We start from the raw sequence: 18,104 nt of genomic DNA on the forward strand, positions 1-18,104 counted from the left end.
AGGGGCGGTCACGCAGGGCGGTGAGCAGCGCGTCGAGGTGCGGGGCGGCGGCCAGGACGGCCGCCCGGGCCGCGGGATCCAGCTCGGCGAGCGACTCGGTCAGCAGCGCGCAGCGGTGGACCTCGTGGTCGGCCATCCGCCGGCGGGCCGCCTCGGTGACGTGCAGCCGGACCACCCGGCGGTCGACGGGGTCGCGCTCGCGGGCCAGCAGACCGGCGGCGGTGAGATCGCGCACCAGGGTGCTGACCGTGTTCGGCGCGGTGCCGAGCCGGCGGGCCACCTCCTTGCCGCTGAGGCCCGGGGCGGCCCGGACCAGCAGAAGCAGCTCCACCTGGGCCTCGGGCAGCGGCTCCCGGGCGGCGCGGGCGACGGTCCGGCGGCGCAGCAGCCGGTGCAGTTCCCCGACTACGGCACCGAAGCGCGCGATCTCCTCGTCGGTCGCCACGGAGTCACCTGCTTCACAGCGCAATAGTTCTGACTACAGAGATAAGGTTACCCGGAACGCACCAGATCCAGGGGGAACCTCTCGTGAGCCACACCGTGCGGACCGCCGCGCGCCCGACCGTCGACCGTCCCGCCGCGGCCGGCGGCGGCGTGACCCTGCTGGTGCTGCTCGGCACGCTCACCGCGATCGGCCCGCTCTCGCTGGACATGTACCTGCCGGCGTTCCCCGCGATGACCCGCGAGCTCGGCGCCGACCAGGCCGGCATCCAGCTCTCACTGACCACCTGCCTGGTCGGCCTGGCGCTGGGCCAACTGGTCACCGGCCCGCTGAGCGACCGCTGGGGGCGGCGCCGACCGGTGCTGGTCGGCGTCGTCGCGTACGCCGTGCTCGCGCTGGCCTGCGCCGCGGCGCCGAACGCTCCGCTGCTGGCCGCCACGCGGTTCGTCCAGGGCGTGGCCGGCGGCATGGGCGTGGTGGTCGCCCGCGCGGTGGTCCGCGACCTCTACTCCGGTCGGGACGCCGCGAAGTACTTCTCCCGACTCACCCTGGTCTTCGGCGTGGCGCCGGTGGCCGCGCCCAGCGTGGGCAGCCTGGTGCTCCGGTTCGGCTCCTGGCGGGCCGTCTTCGTCGCCCTGGCCGTCATCGGCGCGCTGCTCGCCGTCGCGGTCGCGCTGCGCCTGCCGGAGACCCTGCCCGTGGAGCGCCGCAGCGCCGGCGGCCTGGGCGCCACCGCCCGCACCATGCGGTCACTGGCCGCCGACCGGGTCTACCTCGGGTACGCGCTGACCCAGGGCTTCGCGTTCGCCGGGCTGTTCGCGTACATCTCGGGGTCGTCGTTCGTGTTCCAGGACGTCTTCGGCGTCTCCGCCACGGTGTTCAGCGTGATCTTCGGCGTCAACGCGCTCGCCCTGGTCGCCACCGGGCAGCTCAACGCGCGGCTGCTCGACCGCTTCAGCCCGCGCCGACTGCTTGTCACCACGCTCGTGGTCGGCCTGGTCACCGCGACGGGCGTGCTGACCGGCGCGCTCGCCGGCAGTCTGGCGCTGACCGCGATGGCGCTGTTCGCCTTCGTCGGCTCACTGGGCATGGTGATGCCGAACAGCACCGCGCTGGCGCTTGACGCACACGCCCGTCACGCCGGCACCGCCGCCGCGCTGATGGGTGGCGTCCAGTCGGTGGTCGGCGCGCTCGCCGCGCCCCTGGTCGGCCTCGGCGGCGAGGGCAGCGCCCTCCCCATGGCCACCGTCCTGGCCGGCGCGGCCGCCCTCTCCCTCACCGCCGTCCTGACCCTCACCCGCCCCCGCTGACCTCCGGCGCCCCGGGCCGGGGTGTTAACAGGGGGCCCCTCCTCTACCGGAGGCGTTAAGAAGGGGCCCTTCCTTTCACGCGAAGCGGGCGGTGACGGCGGCACGGGTGGGCATGGCGGTGGCGCCGCCGGGGGACTCGCAGACCAGCCCGGCCACCCGGAGCGCGAACGCCACCCGCTCCCGCCAGCCGAGCGCGTCGGCCGGTTCACCGGCGGCGAGCAGGTCGGCCACCAGCGCGCCCATCACCGAGTCACCCGCACCGGTGGCGTCCACCGCGTCGACCTTCGGCGCGGGGATGCGCACCACGTCGTCGGCGGCGGCGACCAGGGCGCCATCCGCGCCGAGCGTGACCACGACGGTGGTCGCGCCCAGCTCCCGCAGGTACGCGGCGACGCCCTCGACCGGCTCGTGCGGGTAGAGCACCCGGGCGTCGGCGCTGCTGAGCTTGACCAGGTGCGCCCCGGCGGCGAACTCGGCGACCACCCCGCGCAGCCGGTCCAGCGCGTCCGGCGCGGTGAGCAGGCTGGGGCGGACGTTCGGGTCGAACACCCGCAGGCCACCCGCGATCGCCCACGCGCGCCGCGCGGCGGCCAGCACCGGCGGGTCGAGCAGCACGATCGAGCCGCAGTAGACCACGTCGGCGCCCTCCACCAGCGCCACGTCCAGGTCGTCCGGGCCGAGCAGGGCGTACGAGCGGGGCTCGCCGTAGAAGCGGAACTCCGGCTCCGGTCCGGCGAAGGTGGCCACCGCCAGCGCGGTCGGGGCGGGCACGGTCACCGCGCCCGCCACCCCGACGCCGGCCGCGGTGAGGAAGGTACGGATCCGCCCGGCCAGCGCGTCGTCGCCGAGCGAGCCGACGAACTGCACGTCCCCGCCGAGCCGGGCGACCGCCACCGCCACGTTGAGCGGTCCGCCGCCGATCGCCTGCCGGTAGACGGGTTCCCCGTCGTGCTCGGCGTCGAGCAGGTCGACCAACGCCTCGCCGAGCACCACCGCGTACCCCATCCTGGCTCCTCTCCTCGTCCTCCCCCGATCCTGGCGCATGCCGGGATCCGGCGCGACGGGACCCGGGCATCGACCAGCGGCTATTGCATACGGCGGCCCGACGTGATGGGATGGCGCTGCCGGGAGGGCGCGGTGGGCTGCCGCGCCGCCGGGTCGAGCCGACGCGAGGGCACCCACGGTCCGTGGCACGGACCGCAGGCGGTGCGCGTCCCCCGACGGTTCCGGCCGCACGCCGACCGCCGGGCGCGGGCACCGCGATCGTCGCATCCGCTCGTCGCAGCGGGGCGCGCCGAAGGCAGGTCGCGCTCCGCCAGTCAGGAGATCCCCGTGCACCGATCCCGTACGGCCGCGCTGGTCACCGCGGCCCTCACCCTGGCCCTGGGCGCGTTCGCCCTGGCCTCCCACTCCGATCCGGCGGCCGCCCACGGCGCGGCCATGACGCCGGGCGCCCGGACCTACCTGTGCTGGAAGGACGGCCTCTCCGGCACCGGTGAGATCCGCCCGAACAACCCCGCCTGCTCCGCCGCGGTCGCCGAGAACGGGGCGAACTCGCTCTACAACTGGTTCAGCGTGCTGCGCTCGGACGCGGGCGGGCGCACCGTCGGGTTCATCCCCGACGGCAAGCTGTGCAGCGGCGGGAACCCCAACTTCAGCGGCTACGACGCGGCGCGCAACGACTGGCCGCTCACGCACCTGACGGCCGGGCGGTCGATGGAGTTCCGCTACAGCAACTGGGCCCACCACCCGGGCACGTTCTACTTCTACGTCACCAAGGACAGCTGGAGCCCGACCCGCCCGCTGGCCTGGAGCGACCTGGAGGAGCAGCCGTTCCTGCAGGTGACCAACCCGCCGCAGCGCGGCGCGGTCGGCACCAACGACGGGCACTACTACTTCACCGGCAACCTGCCGACCAACAAGAGCGGCCGGCACATCATCTACTCGCGCTGGGTCCGCTCGGACAGCCAGGAGAACTTCTTCGGCTGCTCCGACGTGACGTTCGACGGCGGCAACGGCGAGGTGACCGGGATCGGCTCGGGCGGCGGTACGCCGACGCCCACGCCGACCACCCCCACGCCGACCCCGACCACCCCGACGCCCACGCCGACCACGCCGACGCCCACGCCCACCTCGACGTCGACCATGCCGGCCGGCGCCTGCATGGCGGTCTACAAGGTGGTCAGCGCCTGGCAGGGCGGCTTCCAGGGCGAGGTCATGATCATGAACCACAGCACCCGGACGTACGCCGGGTGGACGGCGAACTGGACCTGGCCGAGCGGCCAGACCATCAACCAGGTGTGGAACGGCACGCTGAGCGGCAGCGGGGCGTCGGTGACGGTCACCAACGCCTCCTACAACGGCAGCGTCCCGCCGGAGGGCACCACCACGTTCGGCTTCACCGCGAACACCTCCGGCACCAACACCCTGCCAACGGTCACCTGCACCGGTCGGTGACCCCGCACTGAGAAGGCCCCCGGGGGTGTTCCCCCGGGGGCCCTTCACCGTGTGCGGTCAGCGCACCATGCTGCCCACGACCGGCTTGGTCAGCAGCGCGGACTGGTTGCGCTGGATGCCCGGGTCGAGCGTCTTCGCCACGAAGATCGCGTGCCAGATGCAGAAGATCAGCACGGTCCACACCTTCCGGGAGTGGTCGGCCTCCTCCCGCTTGTGCTCGTCCAGCAGCCGCAGCGCGTACGACAGGTCGATCAGGTCGCCCGCGCCGGAGGTGGACAGCACGTGCCGGGCCCACTCGTACATCTCGCCGCGCAGCCACACCCGGGTCGGGGTGGGGAAGCCGAGCTTCTTGCGGTTGACGATGGCCGGCGGCACCACGCCCTGCAGCGCCTGGCGCATGGCGTACTTGGTGGCCTCGGAGCGGGGCGGCAGCTTCAGGTCGACCGGGATGCCGGCGGCGACGTTGAACACCTCCCGGTCCAGGAACGGCACCCGGACCTCCAGCGAGTGCGCCATCGAGATCCGGTCGGCCTTGACCAGGATGTCGCCGCGCAGCCAGGTGTAGAGGTCGACGTACTGCATCTTGGTGACGTCGTCCAGCTCGGTGCACTCGGCGTAGATCGGCGCGGTGACGTCGGTGTAGCGCACCGAGGGGTCGTAGCGGCGCAGCAGGTGCTGCTTCTCCTCCTCGGTGAACATCCGCGCGTTGCCGTAGTAGCGCTGTTCGATCGGGGTGGTGCCGCGCTCCAGGAAGCTCTTGCCCTTGACCCCCTGCGGGATGGCCTTGGAGACCGCCCGCAGCCCCTTCTGCACGCCGTCCGGCAGGCCGTTGACGGTGCTGAGCGAGAGCGGCTCGCGGTAGATCGTGTAACCGCCGAAGAACTCGTCCGCACCCTCGCCGGAGAGCACCACGGTGACGTGCTCGGCGGCCTTCTTCGCCACGAAGTAGAGCGGCACCAGGGCCGGGTCGGCGACCGGGTCGTCCAGGTGCCAGACGATCTTCGGCAGCGCGTCGATCATGTCCTGCGGCCCGATCTTGGTCGGGATGGTCGTCACGTCGAGGTGCCGGGCCGAGTCCTGGGCCACGTCGATCTCGGAGTAGCCGGGCACGTCGTAGCCGACCGTGAAGGTGAGGATGTTCGGGTTGAACTCGCGGGCCAGCGCCACCACCGCGGTCGAGTCGATGCCGCTGGACAGGAACGAGCCGACCGGCACGTCCGAGCGCATGTGCATCCGGACGCTCTCGCGCAGCGTCTCCCGGATCTCGTGGTAGAGCTTCTGCTCGTCGGAGACCGGGGCCGGGCGGAACACCGGCCGGTACCAGCGGCGCACCTCGATCCGGCCGCCCGGGGTCCAGGTGAGGTACTCCCCCGAGCCGATCCGGCTGATCCCCCTGTGCAGCGTGCCCGGCTCCGGGACGTACTGGAGGGTCAGGTAGTGGCTCAGGTTGGCGGTGTCGATGCCGGCGTCGCCCTGGTAGGCCGAGTGCGCGAACGGCAGCAGCGCCTTCTTCTCCGAGGCCAGGTAGAGGCCGTCCTGGGTCTCCAGGTAGTGCAGCGGCTTGATGCCGAAGTAGTCCCGGGCGCCGAAGGCCCGCCGCTCCTGCCGGTCCCAGATCACGAACGCGAACATGCCGCGCAGCTTGGTGAGCACCTGCTCACCCCAGTAGTGGTAGCCGGCGACGATCACCTCGCCGTCGCCGTTCGTGGCGAACTGGGCCCCGTAGTCGCGGATCAGCTCGTCCCGCAGCTCGATGTAGTTGTAGATCTCGCCGTTGAAGGTGAGCAGGTAGCGGCCGCCGGCGTAGGGCAGGGGCTCGTGGCTGAGCGCCACGTCGATGATGGCCAGGCGCTTGTGCGCGAACACGCCGTCCGCGTACCGGCCGGAGGCGTCGCCGACCACCTCGACCCCGGTCTCGTCCGGGCCACGGTGGTGCAGGCACTCCAGTGCGCCGGCGATGTGGTCGCGGTGGGCGGCGGCGTCGCCGCGCGCGCTGAAGAAGGCCAGGAGTCCGCACATGGGGGCCATCTTTCCACGCGCCGGAAGCCGTCGTCGCGGCACCGCAGGCACCTCCCGCTGACGTGCGCGCGGTACCGTCGGGACCAGCGACGAGGCGCAGGGAGGGCAGATCATGGCCGAGGAGCGGACGCAGCAGGGCAAGCCGGCGGACGGCACGGAGTCGCACGACCCGGACTTCCCGGAGGCGTTCCTGTCGTTCATGCGGCAGGGCTGGCGGGACACCGAGCTGTCGGTCACGCCGAGGCCGGAGGTGCCCAACCACGCCAAGCGGCGGGCCGCGCTGGCCGAGGCCTTCCCGGGCGAGACGCTCGTCATCCCCACCGGCACCGAGAAGGTACGCGCCAACGACACCGACCACCGGTTCCGGCCGGGCAGCGACTTCGCGTACCTGACCGGCGACCTGGAGCCCGACAGCGTGCTGGTGCTGCGGCCGGGCGGCGAGGCCACGCTGTTCATGCGCCCCCGTTCGTCCCGGGCGACCGACGAGTTCTTCCGCAGCCGCCATGGCGAGCTGTGGGTGGGCCGCCGGCCGACGCTGCGGGAGAAGTCGACCGAGCTGGGCCTGCCGACAGCCGATCTGAGCGAGCTGGACGCGGCGCTGGCCGAGCTGGCGCCGGGGCGGACCCGGGTGCTGCGCGGTTTCGACGCCCGGGTGGACGCCGCGGTGCGCCGGTACGACGGTCCGCGCGCCGAGGGCCAGCCGGGCCGCGACCGGGAGCTGGCCATCGCGATCTCGGAGCTGAAGCTCGTCAAGGACGAGTGGGAGATCGCGCAGCTCCAGGAGGCGTGCGACGCCACCGTGCGCGGCTTCGAGGACGTGGCCCGCGCGCTTCCGGCCGACCGCGCGGTCTCCGAGCGGCTGCTGGAGGGCGTCTTCGCGCTGCGCGCCCGGCACGACGGCAACGACGTGGGCTACGGCTCGATCGTCGGGGCCGGCGAGCACGCCACGATCCTGCACTGGGTGCACAACCACGGCGCCACCCGCCCGGGCGACCTGTTGCTGATGGACATGGGTGTGGAGAACCGCAACCTCTACACCGCCGACGTCACCCGGGTGCTGCCGGTCGACGGCCGGTTCACCCCGTTGCAGCGCCAGGTCTACGACGCCGTCTACGCCGCCCAGCAGGCCGGCATCGACATGTGCAAGCCGGGGGTGGGCTTCCGGGACGTGCACCTGGCCTCGATGCGGGTGCTGGCCGAGGCGCTGAAGGACCTCGGCCTGCTGCCGGTGAGCGTGGACGAGGCGATGGACCCGGCCTCCACGGTCTACCGCCGGTGGACCCTGCACGGCACGAGCCACATGCTCGGCATCGACGTGCACGACTGCGCCAACGCGCGCAAGGAGACCTATCGCGACGGCCCGCTCGGCGAGGGCTACGTGCTCACCGTCGAGCCGGGGCTCTACTTCCAGCCGGAGGACGAGCTGGTCCCCGAGGAGCTGCGGGGCATCGGCGTGCGGATCGAGGACGACATCCTCGTCACCGCCGACGGTCCGGTGAACCTCTCGGCCGGTCTGCCGCGCCGCTCGGACGAGGTGGAGACCTGGCTGGCCGAGCAGCGCGAGGCGGGCCCCCGCCTGCCCGGCTGACCTTCGGGCCGCTCGACCCCACGGCGGGCCCCACCACCGCAGGACGGTGGTGGGGCCCGCCGTTTGCGCCTTCATGGACCGAATGCGGGCTTTTTTCGGATACGTCTTCCTCGCGAGGATCCTTCTCATACGGTGTCGAACAGAGGCTACAACCGGTTTGTAGCTGGTCGCCCGGCCTGGGGCGGTGCGACCCGTTTGGGTAGAACCGAAAGGGCGGAAGGCTCTCATGTCCAACGACGTAACGACACCCGACGGAGGGGCCCCCATGGCCACCCCGCCGACGAGCAGGCGACGGGCGCTCTGGGTCGCCACCGGCGTGGCCGGGCTGACCGGCGTCGTCGGTCTGGCGGCGCTGGGTGGCCTCGCCGCTCGGGACGACAAGTCCGGCGGCACGGAGCCGGTGGCGGACAACCACGCCGCGGCGCCGCAGCACTCCGACAAGGACTCCCGCGGGAGCGACGAGCACGGCAAGGACGGCAAGGACCGTGGCCAGGAGGGCCGGGACAAGGGCGAGTGGGGCGAGTGGGGTGACAAGGACGACCACGGCAAGGTCCGTGAGGTGCCCTGTGACGACGACGCCCTGGTCGACGCGCTGGACCTGACCAACCGGGACCACGGCGGCACCCTGAAGCTGGCCGAGAACTGCACCTACGAGGTCGACGTCAAGGACCGCAAGTTCGGCGGCGGCCTGCCCGAGATCAAGCAGGACGTCACCATCAAGGGCAACGGCTCCACCATCAAGCGCGACGCCGAGGACACCTTCCGGATCTTCCGCGTCGTCGACGGCGGCGCCCTGACCCTCAAGGACCTCACCGTCAAGGGCGGCAACGCCAACGAGTTCAAGTACGGCGGCGGTGGGGCGCCACCCACGCCGACGGCGTCGGGGCCGGCGGGCGGCGACGAGAAGCGGGGCGAGGGTGACGGCGGCGCGCTGCTGGTCGAGCGCGGCGGCAAGGCCCACCTGTCCCAGGTCAAGCTCACCGACAACAACGCCGAGGGCAACGGCGGCGCGATCGCCAACTACGGCCGCGTCTGGGTCGAGGACAGCAAGGTCTACGGCAACCACGCCCAGGGCGACGGCGGCGGCATCTTCAACCAGGGCGTACTCAAGGTCGAAGAGTCCCACGTCGACGACAACACCGCCGGCGGCAACGGCGGCGGCATCGCCAACGGCAACGGCCTGCCCGGCAAGCACGACGGCCACGACGCCGAAGCCTCGGCCCTGAAGGGCTACGACCCCAAGGGCAAGCACGACGAGGCCGGCACCGTCGAGATCGTCGGCTCCGACCACGGCAAGGACGGCATCAAGTCCACCCTGTCGCACAACCGCGCCGGCAAGAACGGCGGCGGCCTGTTCAGCAGCGGCGGCACCGTCACCGTCTCCTTCACCGCGATCGGCGGCAACACCGCCTGCGAGAACGGCGGTGGCGTCTACGCCGAGAACACCGACCTCGACCTCGACAAGGTCCACGTCGTCGGCAACCACGCCGACGGCAACGGCGGCGGCGTCGTCGTCACCGGCGGCAAGCACTGGGGCTACCCCAACAACAAGGACGAGGCCAGCGCCACCATCTCGGACAGCGTCATCGCCGACAACACCGCCAACCGCTTCGGCGGCGGCATCTTCAACGGCGAATGGCTCGTCAAGATCGAAGACGGCTTCCTCACCCGCGAGCACGACAAGGACGACAACGCCACCCTCACCATCCGCGACACCCTGGTCAAGGGCAACACCGCCCTCAACGGCGGCGGCATCTTCAACAACAAGGCCAAGATCACCCTGACCAAGACCCACGTCACCAAGAACACCGCCACCGACTCCAGCAAGCTGCACCGCGTCGCCGGCGGCGTCCTCAACAACGAAGGACGCGTCAAGCTCGACGACGAGTCCCTCATCAGCAACAACGACCCCACCAACTGCGCCAACACCGTCGAGGACTGCTTCAACTGAACCACCACATAACCGCCGGAGCCCTTCTCCCGCCGCGCGCGGCGGGAGGAGGGCTCCGGACCCGGCGTCGCTTGTCGCGGTTCCTGCCCCGTGCGGCCAGACCTCGACGCCGCGGGGCGTGTCGCGGCGGCTAGCCGGACGCATCACGAACGATATGACTCCTGGTCATAAATATGACTGAGCGGTATATCGCTCTCTGGCCCTCATGTCCGCCGCCCGCGTTCGCCTCCCGACCGTCCGTCGCGCCTCCCGCATCGCCTGTCCCGGCGCGGTGTCCCCGACCGGGGCCTCCCGTCCCTGCTGCGCCGCCGCGACCCACCCGCACCCTTATGCGGGTTTTTTTCGTATATGGCCACGAGGCGAAGAAGGTTCTCATACGTTCATGTTCAGCAGCTACAACCGATTTGTAGCGAAGGCCGCCTCGCCGTGGCGAAGCGACCTTGTCAGGTACAAGGAGAGGGCAGAGAGCTCCGATGTCCAACTACCTTCGCAATAACGATGACGCCACCCGTGAGACCGTCTCCCCGCTCCGGCGTCGCCGTCTCTGGCTCGCCACCGGCGTCGTAGGCCTGACCGGAGCGGTCAGCCTCGCCGGCGTGGCCTACGCGACGACCGGGGTCACCGGTCCGCACCGGCTCGCCGACGTGAAGTGGTCGACCGCGCAGCAGCTCAGCGACGACGCCCACGGCGACGACGAGGGCAAGTACGGCGAGGACGAGTACGGCCGCGACGGGCACGGCAAGGACGGCAAGGACCGTGGCCAGGAGGGCCGGGACAAGGGCGAGTGGGGCGAGTGGGGTGACAAGGACGACCACGGCAAGGTCCGTGAGGTGCCCTGTGACGACGACGCCCTGGTCGACGCGCTGGACCTGACCAACCGGGACCACGGCGGCACCCTGAAGCTGGCCGAGAACTGCACCTACGAGGTCGACGTCAAGGACCGCAAGTTCGGCGGCGGCCTGCCCGAGATCAAGCAGGACGTCACCATCAAGGGCAACGGCTCCACCATCAAGCGCGACGCCGAGGACACCTTCCGGATCTTCCGCGTCGTCGACGGCGGCGCCCTGACCCTCAAGGACCTCACCGTCAAGGGCGGCAACGCCAACGAGTTCAAGTACGGCGGCGGTGGGGCGCCACCCACGCCGACGGCGTCGGGGCCGGCGGGCGGCGACGAGAAGCGGGGCGAGGGTGACGGCGGCGCGCTGCTGGTCGAGCGCGGCGGCAAGGCCCACCTGTCCCAGGTCAAGCTCACCGACAACAACGCCGAGGGCAACGGCGGCGCGATCGCCAACTACGGCCGCGTCTGGGTCGAGGACAGCAAGGTCTACGGCAACCACGCCCAGGGCGACGGCGGCGGCATCTTCAACCAGGGCGTACTCAAGGTCGAAGAGTCCCACGTCGACGACAACACCGCCGGCGGCAACGGCGGCGGCATCGCCAACGGCAACGGCCTGCCCGGCAAGCACGACGGCCACGACGCCGAAGCCTCGGCCCTGAAGGGCTACGACCCCAAGGGCAAGCACGACGAGGCCGGCACCGTCGAGATCGTCGGCTCCGACCACGGCAAGGACGGCATCAAGTCCACCCTGTCGCACAACCGCGCCGGCAAGAACGGCGGCGGCCTGTTCAGCAGCGGCGGCACCGTCACCGTCTCCTTCACCGCGATCGGCGGCAACACCGCCTGCGAGAACGGCGGTGGCGTCTACGCCGAGAACACCGACCTCGACCTCGACAAGGTCCACGTCGTCGGCAACCACGCCGACGGCAACGGCGGCGGCGTCGTCGTCACCGGCGGCAAGCACTGGGGCTACCCCAACAACAAGGACGAGGCCAGCGCCACCATCTCGGACAGCGTCATCGCCGACAACACCGCCAACCGCTTCGGCGGCGGCATCTTCAACGGCGAATGGCTCGTCAAGATCGAAGACGGCTTCCTCACCCGCGAGCACGACAAGGACGACAACGCCACCCTCACCATCCGCGACACCCTGGTCAAGGGCAACACCGCCCTCAACGGCGGCGGCATCTTCAACAACAAGGCCAAGATCACCCTGACCAAGACCCACGTCACCAAGAACACCGCCACCGACTCCAGCAAGCTGCACCGCGTCGCCGGCGGCGTCCTCAACAACGAAGGACGCGTCAAGCTCGACGACGAGTCCCTCATCAGCAACAACGACCCCACCAACTGCGCCAACACCGTCGAGGACTGCTTCAACTGACCTGACTGTCCCGGGGTACGGACCGGCCCCCCTGCCAGCACTGGCAGGGGGGCCGGTCCGCTTGTGGGATCAGCTCTGCACGAAGACCGCCACGCTGCGCGCCGGCACGGTGAACGTGCCCGCGGCCCGGTCGAACGAGGCCGCCCGCAGCGCCGGATCGGCCGAGTCACGCAGCACCGGGTGCAGCGCCACGTTCGCGCCGCGCAGACCGCTCACGGTCTGCTTCGCCGTCTCCGGGGTGGCGTTGAAGACGACGGTCACCGACTTCCACTTCCCGTCCAGCCCGCGGGCGTCCAGGGTCATGGTGAGCACGCCCGGGGTCTCCTTCTCCCCGGACAGCGGGAACGCGACCCGCTTCTGCACCTGGTCGGCGGTGGACAGGCCGAACACCGGCGAGGACCGTCGGACCCGCAGCAGCTCCGCGTACCGGGCGTCGGCCAGGTCGACCGCCGCGCAGTCCGGCACCAGCTTCGGATCGGCCAGCAGCGGCTTCGCGTACGGCCACTTGTCCTTGTTGTCCTGCTCCGGCGGCAGGCCGGCGCCGAATCCGTTGCCCTGGGCGCAGTCCCAGCGGATCTGGTTGAACCAGTCGCCGGAGTTGTACGAGTTGCGGTCCAGCGACTTCGACCGCAGCCGCTCCGAGCCGGTCGTCACGAACCCGGTGCCCTGCCCCAGCGCGGTGGTGGCCAGCGCGAGCACCTGCATCCGCGCCCGGTCCTGCGCCGAGGTTCCCTGCGGCAGCTTGTACGCCAGCGCGTCGTAGAGGATCTCGTTGTCGTGCGCGTCGACGTACGTGACCGCCTCGCCCGGTGCGGCCGTGTAGCCGGCCGGGGAGCCGTTGTAGTCGACCTGCGCGCCGGTGACCGTCCTCCCGGCGGAGTCGGTGAACCGGTAGTCGCGCAGGTTGCCGGTCAGGCCCACCTTGATCAGGTCGTGGGCGTGCAGCAGCCGGGCCTTCTGCTCGGCCGCCGAGCCGTTCACCGCGTCCCCGTTCGGGTCGGTGAACAGGCCGGAGGCGAAGCCCTGCACGCGAGGGTTGGCGTCGAACGGACCGCCGCCGCGCACCGCGTCGCGGAGCCGGTCGTTGAACGTGCCGATCCCGGTGCCGGCCATGTTGGCCTGGGTGGCCTGGACGAAGCGGGCGTCGTTGGCGACCTCGCCGAAGTTCCAGCCCTCGCCGTAGAGCAGGATCTTCCGGCCGTCGACCCCGTCCCGGGCGAGCGTGAGCTTGTCCAGCGCGGCCCGCACGGCCAGGATGTTCGCCTTCGGGTGGTGGCCCATCAGGTCGAACCGGAACCCGTCCACCTTGTACGCCTTGGCCCAGGTGACGAGGGAGTCCACCACGAGCTTGCCCATCATGGCGTGCTCCGGGGCGGTGTTGGCGCAGCACGTCGAGTTGGCGACCGCGCCGTCGTCCAGCAGCCGGTGGTAGTAGCCGGGCACCACCTGGTCGAGCACCGACTTCGGATCGGTGCCCGCCGCCGAGGTGTGGTTGTAGACCACGTCCATGACCACCCGCAGGCCGGCCTGGTTCACCCCGGCGACCATCTGCCGGAACTCGGTGGTGCGCTTCGCGCCGCTCGGGTCGACCGCGTAGCCGCCCTCCGGCACGGTGTAGTGCAGCGGGTCGTACCCCCAGTTGTAGCCGTCGGTCTCGGCCACCGCCGCGACGCACTTCTGCTGCTGGTCCGAGTCCGGCGGCAGCTTCGCCAGGTCGCAGGCGGGCTGGGCCTGGTCGGCCCGCTTTTCGGGAATGGTGGCGAAGTCGAACGCCGGCAGCAGGTGCAGGTAGTTGACCCCGGCGTCGCCGAGCGCCCGCAGGTGCGTCATCCCGGCGGTGTTCGGGTCGGTGAAGGCGAGGTAGGTGCCCCGCTTCTCCGCCGGGACCGTGCTGTCGGCGATCGAGAAGTCGCGTACCGACAGCTCGGAGATCTGCGCCTTGGACGCGGGCGCCGCCGCCGGCTTGCGCAGCTTCGACCAGCCGGCCGGCGCCAGGGCCGGGTCGGTCAGGTCGACGATCTGGCTGTGCGTCGAGTTCGGCGCGAGCGCCACCGAGTACGGGTCGGTCACCGACGCGGTGACCACCTTCTGCGCCGCCGGCTGCCAGGCCTCGACCTGGTAGCGGTAGTAACGGCCGGCCCAGGCCTTGGTGCCGCGCACCGACCACACGCCGGTGCGGTCGTTGCGGCTCATCGCCACCGTGCTCGGCTGCGCCGTCGGCGAGTCGAACAGTTGCAGCGACACCTTCCGCGCGGTCGGCGCCCACACCGCGAGGGTGGGCACCCGGCCGGCGAACGTCGGGCCGAGCTTCGCGCCGGTCGCCGCCGCGTAGACGTCGTCGAGCACGCCCGGGATCTGCACCCCGGTGGCGCCGAGCAGCGTGCCCTCGGCGTCCCGCTCGGTGACCACGAGCTGCCCGCGCAGCGCCGCCGGCACCTTGGCCAGGTCGGCGCGGTCCAGCGTGAACGCGCGATAGGTCCAGAGCTGGGGGTACGCCTGCCGTTGCGCCTCGGTCAGCCCGTTGCGCTGCGCCCGCAGCGGCAGTGTGGTGTACGTGCCGGTCAGCTCGCCGTCGGCGATGCCGAGGCCGCCGGCCGGGGCGGCGACCAGCGCGTACCGCTTGCCGTCGGTCGGGCCGGTGGCCCAGGCGACGGTGGACCTGTCGATCCACTGTGCCTTCTGCTTGGTCAGGTCGAGGTCCTTGGCGGCGCCGGTGGTGGCGGCCGGCAGCAGCCGACCCTTGACCCCGGCCAGCAGCCAGACCTCGTGCCCGACGGCGGTCAGGTCGAGCCGCTGGTCGTCCGGCTGATCCTTCTCGTCGCCCTTGTGGATGATGTAGCTCAGCCCGGTCGCGCCGGCGGCGAGGGGCACCCGGAACACGGCGCCGTAGGCGTCGATCTTCTCCGGCTTCAGCGGGGCGGCCCAGTCGGTCGGGTTGGCCGCGCCGTCCCACAGGTGCAGGCCCCAGCCGTCGTAGTTGCCGTCGGCCTTGCGCCAGTGGATGACCGCGGTGCCCTGGTCGACCGGCGGGTCGGGCTCGCCGGTGGCGGCCTGCCGGGTCGGGTACAGCGTCGGGTCGCCCTGCTTCACCCAGACCTCACCGGTCTGGGTCACGTCGATGGTGCGGTCGTTCGCCACGTCCTTGTTGCCGTCTTTGTCGACCACCAGGAAGCCGACCGACTTGGCGCCCGGCTTGAGCTTCACCCAGGCGAACCGGCCGTACGAGTCCTCACCGGCGAACGGCTGCCCCGTGGGCCACTCGGTGGCGTACGCCGGGTCGATGTCGCCCCAGGTGTAGAGCCCCCAGTCGTCGTACCCGCCGGCCGGGCGCTGGTAGTGCACGATCGCCCAGTCCCGGGACGCGCCCTGGGCCGGGGTGCCGACCGTGCCGGTGGTGCGGGCGGTGGCGGTACGGCCCTTGCCGTCTCGGACCACCGCCTTGTACTCGACGGTGGTGCCGCCGGCCAGGCCGGTCAGGTCGTGGTGCACGGTGTACGGGGCGCGGTCGGCCGTGCCCAGCAGCGTCCACTTCCCGCCGGGGACCCGGGCGGCGAACGTGACGGTGGCCAGCGGGTCGCCCTCGACCTGGGCGGTGATCGCGGTCCGGGTGGGGACCGGCGCGTCACCCGGCTCGGTGAGCGTGACGCGCGGCGCCGCGCCGGCCGCCGGGATCGCCCGGTCCGCCTTGAGCACCACGGCCGACATCGCCGGCACGGTGAGGCTCAGCTTGCCGTCGCCGCCGGCCGTGGCGGCTGCGGCGCCGCCGTAGACGCCGGTGAAGCGGGTGCCGGCCGACCAGGTGTCCACCGTGACAGTCTGCGGGGTCGAGGCGTTGTTCACGGCCGCGACGTACTCCACCCGCTCGGACGCAAGGACGCGGGAGAACGCGAAGACGCCCGGGCCGTCGGCGGCGTACCGGGTGACCTGGACGCCGTCGCGCAGCGCCGGGTGCGCCGTCCGCAGCTTGCCCAGCTCGGCGATGGTCCGGTAGAGCGGGTGCCGGGTGTCGTACTGGTCGACGGCGTGGGTGCGGGTGGTGCCGATCAGGTCGTCGTCGAGGTAGTCCGCGGTCCGCGAGGCGAACATGTCCTGGCGGGCGTCCTTGTCCCCGCCGGGTCCGGTGAAGCCCTGCTCGTCGCCGGAGTAGACCACCGGCTGGCCTCGGGTCAGGAACATCAGCTGGTGGGCGAGCTGGTCGCGGCGCAGCTGGGCGGCGTCGTCCCCGCCGGCCGCGGCGATGAACGAGCCGATCCGACCCATGTCGTGGTTGCCGAGGAACGTGGTGAGCCGGTTCGCGTTCGTGTCGCGGGCCGAGTAGAGGTCGTCCTTGGCGTACACGTCGGCGAGCGCCTTGGCCGAGCCGTCGGCGGCGGTGTAGCCGCGCGCCGCCTCCTGGAACGAGAAGTCGAGCGTGGCGGGCAGGCCGCCCTGCCGGACGTAGGTCGACTCGATCTCCTGGTCGGCGCTGTAGACCTCGCCGAACATGAAGAAGTCCTTCTTGCCGGCCTTCGCGGCGGCGGCGTCGATGCCCCGGGTGAACTGCGGCCAGAAGTCGAGGTTGGCGTGCTTGACCGTGTCCAGGCGGAAGCCGTCGACACCGGCCTTCCCGATCCACTGGGCGTAGATGTCGGTCATGCCGCGCACGACCTCGGGGCGCTCGGTCCACAGGTCGTCGAGGCCGAAGAAGTCGCCGTACTCGCTGTTCTCGCCGGCGAAGGTCGAGTCACCACGGTTGTGGTACATGGTCGGGTCGTTGAGCCACGCCGGGACCTTGACCTTCGCGTCGGCCGGGCTGGCGAACGTCGGGGTGTACGGGAACGACGTCGCGTTCACCGCCGGGAACTTCCGGGTGCCGTCGGCGTAGTTGCGGTCCTCGAACGCCCGCCCCTGCGCGTCGGTGTAGGGCGCGGTCTTCTTGTCCACGTAGCCGTACTTGTCCTCGGCGTACCGGATGACGTCGGCGGTGTGGTTGACGATGATGTCGAGGTAGACCTTGATCCCGCGCCGGTGCGCCAGGTCGACGAGCTTCTTCAGCTCGGCGTTGGTGCCGAAGTGCGGGTCGACCTGGGTGAAGTCGGTGATCCAGTAGCCGTGGTAGCCGGCCGAGACGTCGGAACCGGTGCCCTGCACCGGCCGGTTCTTGAAGATCGGGGCCAGCCAGATGGCGGTGGTGCCCATCCCCTGGATGTAGTCCATCTTGTCGATGACGCCCTTGAGGTCGCCGCCGTGGTAGAAGCCCTTGTCCTTGGGGTCGAGGCCGGTGGCGAGCCGGTCGCCGCGCAGGCCGCCGGTGTCGTTGCGCTTGTCGCCGTTGGCGAAGCGGTCCGGCAGCACGAAGTAGAACTGCTCCGCCTTGGCGGTGGTGCGACCGGCCTTGAGCAGCGTGTCGGCGGACGGTTCGCGGTCCCACTGCGGCGCGTTGCCGGCCGCGAGCACGTTGGGGGTGGTGGCGCGGTCGGTGCCGTCGGCGTTCAGCTGGTGGAGGGCCACCGGAACGCCGACGAGGGTGAGTACGAGGGAGGAGACCAGGGCGAGCAGCGCCTTGGGGGATATCGGCGGCGGTTTCATCGACGGCCTTTCTCTGGTCGCTGATTCGCCCGCACGCTAGCCCTTGCCGAAACATTCTGCAATACCTTGCAAACGATGCCGCAACAAAGCAGTCATCTTGCAAGCGAGGCGCTGACGCCGCCGCCCACTCAGAGCCCGGCGCAGGTCACGCCGTCGACCGTGCAGCCCGCCGGACGGGAGTCCGCGCGCTCGATGTGGAACTGCACCGGCACCGACGCACCGGCGGCCAGATCGACGCCGCTGCGGTAGGTGAGCACACCGTCGGCGAAGCCGAACGTGCCCTGCTCGGCGCCCTGCACCCAGGCCGTGACCAGCCGGCCGCCGGGATACGTCACCCTCACCGTCCAACCCTGCGCCGCGTCGCCGGAGTTGACCAGCCGCACCTCGCCGATGAAACCGCCGTCGAAGCTGTTCACCACCGCGTATCGGCCGGTCACCGCGGACGGCGGAGCCGGCGGCGGAGGAGGTGGCGGGGCCGGTCGACCACCCCCGCGCGGGCTGACCGTCGGCACGACCGGCGTCGGCGCGGCGGGCAGCACGGTCGACC

Annotated in this window: 10 protein-coding genes; 5 read left to right on the plus strand and 5 right to left on the minus strand. The window is 71.5% G+C overall.

Features of this window, described 5'->3' with window-relative positions:
* The coding region (locus tag HUW36_RS08870) for a MarR family winged helix-turn-helix transcriptional regulator (protein ID WP_174527688.1) at positions 1-445 on the minus strand (445 nt) is incomplete at its 3' end.
* Positions 446-528: 83 nt separating this feature from the next.
* Here HUW36_RS08870 and HUW36_RS08875 point away from each other — a divergent pair.
* A complete protein-coding gene (locus HUW36_RS08875) occupies positions 529-1,752 on the plus strand; it encodes a multidrug effflux MFS transporter (protein WP_174527689.1) in 1,224 nt (407 codons plus the stop codon).
* 75 nt (positions 1,753-1,827) lie between these two features.
* On the opposite strand, the gene HUW36_RS08880 is transcribed toward HUW36_RS08875, so the two are convergent.
* A complete protein-coding gene (locus HUW36_RS08880; RefSeq protein WP_174527690.1) occupies positions 1,828-2,757 on the minus strand; it encodes a carbohydrate kinase family protein in 930 nt (309 codons plus the stop codon).
* A 327-nt stretch (positions 2,758-3,084) separates the two neighbouring features.
* Here HUW36_RS08880 and HUW36_RS08885 point away from each other — a divergent pair, with 327 nt between their 5' ends.
* Positions 3,085-4,209: a lytic polysaccharide monooxygenase auxiliary activity family 9 protein gene (locus HUW36_RS08885; protein WP_425487227.1), complete on the plus strand. Its 1,125-nt coding sequence runs from the start codon at positions 3,085-3,087 to the stop codon at positions 4,207-4,209.
* 57 nt (positions 4,210-4,266) lie between these two features.
* Here the strand turns inward: HUW36_RS08885 and asnB are convergent, their stop codons facing one another.
* Positions 4,267-6,228 (minus strand): asparagine synthase (glutamine-hydrolyzing), encoded by a 1,962-nt coding sequence (asnB, locus tag HUW36_RS08890; RefSeq protein ID WP_174527691.1) that lies wholly within the window; start codon positions 6,226-6,228, stop codon positions 4,267-4,269.
* Between the two features lie 112 nt (positions 6,229-6,340).
* Between asnB and HUW36_RS08895 the strand changes: the two genes are divergently transcribed.
* From HUW36_RS08895 to HUW36_RS08905, 3 genes are all read left to right on the plus strand, one after another.
* Positions 6,341-7,816, plus strand: coding sequence for an aminopeptidase P family protein (locus HUW36_RS08895; RefSeq protein ID WP_174527692.1), 1,476 nt, complete (start codon positions 6,341-6,343; stop codon positions 7,814-7,816).
* Between the two features lie 265 nt (positions 7,817-8,081).
* Complete coding sequence (locus HUW36_RS08900) at positions 8,082-9,767, plus strand: hypothetical protein (protein WP_246248002.1); 1,686 nt, start codon at positions 8,082-8,084, stop codon at positions 9,765-9,767.
* A gap of 596 nt (positions 9,768-10,363) precedes the next feature.
* Positions 10,364-11,989: a hypothetical protein gene (locus tag HUW36_RS08905; RefSeq protein ID WP_246248004.1), complete on the plus strand. Its 1,626-nt coding sequence runs from the start codon at positions 10,364-10,366 to the stop codon at positions 11,987-11,989.
* Positions 11,990-12,058: 69 nt separating this feature from the next.
* On the opposite strand, the gene pulA is transcribed toward HUW36_RS08905, so the two are convergent.
* Positions 12,059-17,557, minus strand: coding sequence for a pullulanase-type alpha-1,6-glucosidase (gene pulA / locus HUW36_RS08910; protein WP_174527695.1), 5,499 nt, complete (start codon positions 17,555-17,557; stop codon positions 12,059-12,061).
* 128 nt (positions 17,558-17,685) lie between these two features.
* A partial coding sequence (locus HUW36_RS08915) for a cellulose binding domain-containing protein (RefSeq protein WP_174527696.1) occupies positions 17,686-18,104 on the minus strand: 419 nt, incomplete at its 5' end.

The sequence above is a fragment of the Micromonospora maritima genome, assembly GCF_902825405.1.
In the GTDB taxonomy this organism is placed as follows: domain Bacteria; phylum Actinomycetota; class Actinomycetes; order Mycobacteriales; family Micromonosporaceae; genus Micromonospora; species Micromonospora maritima.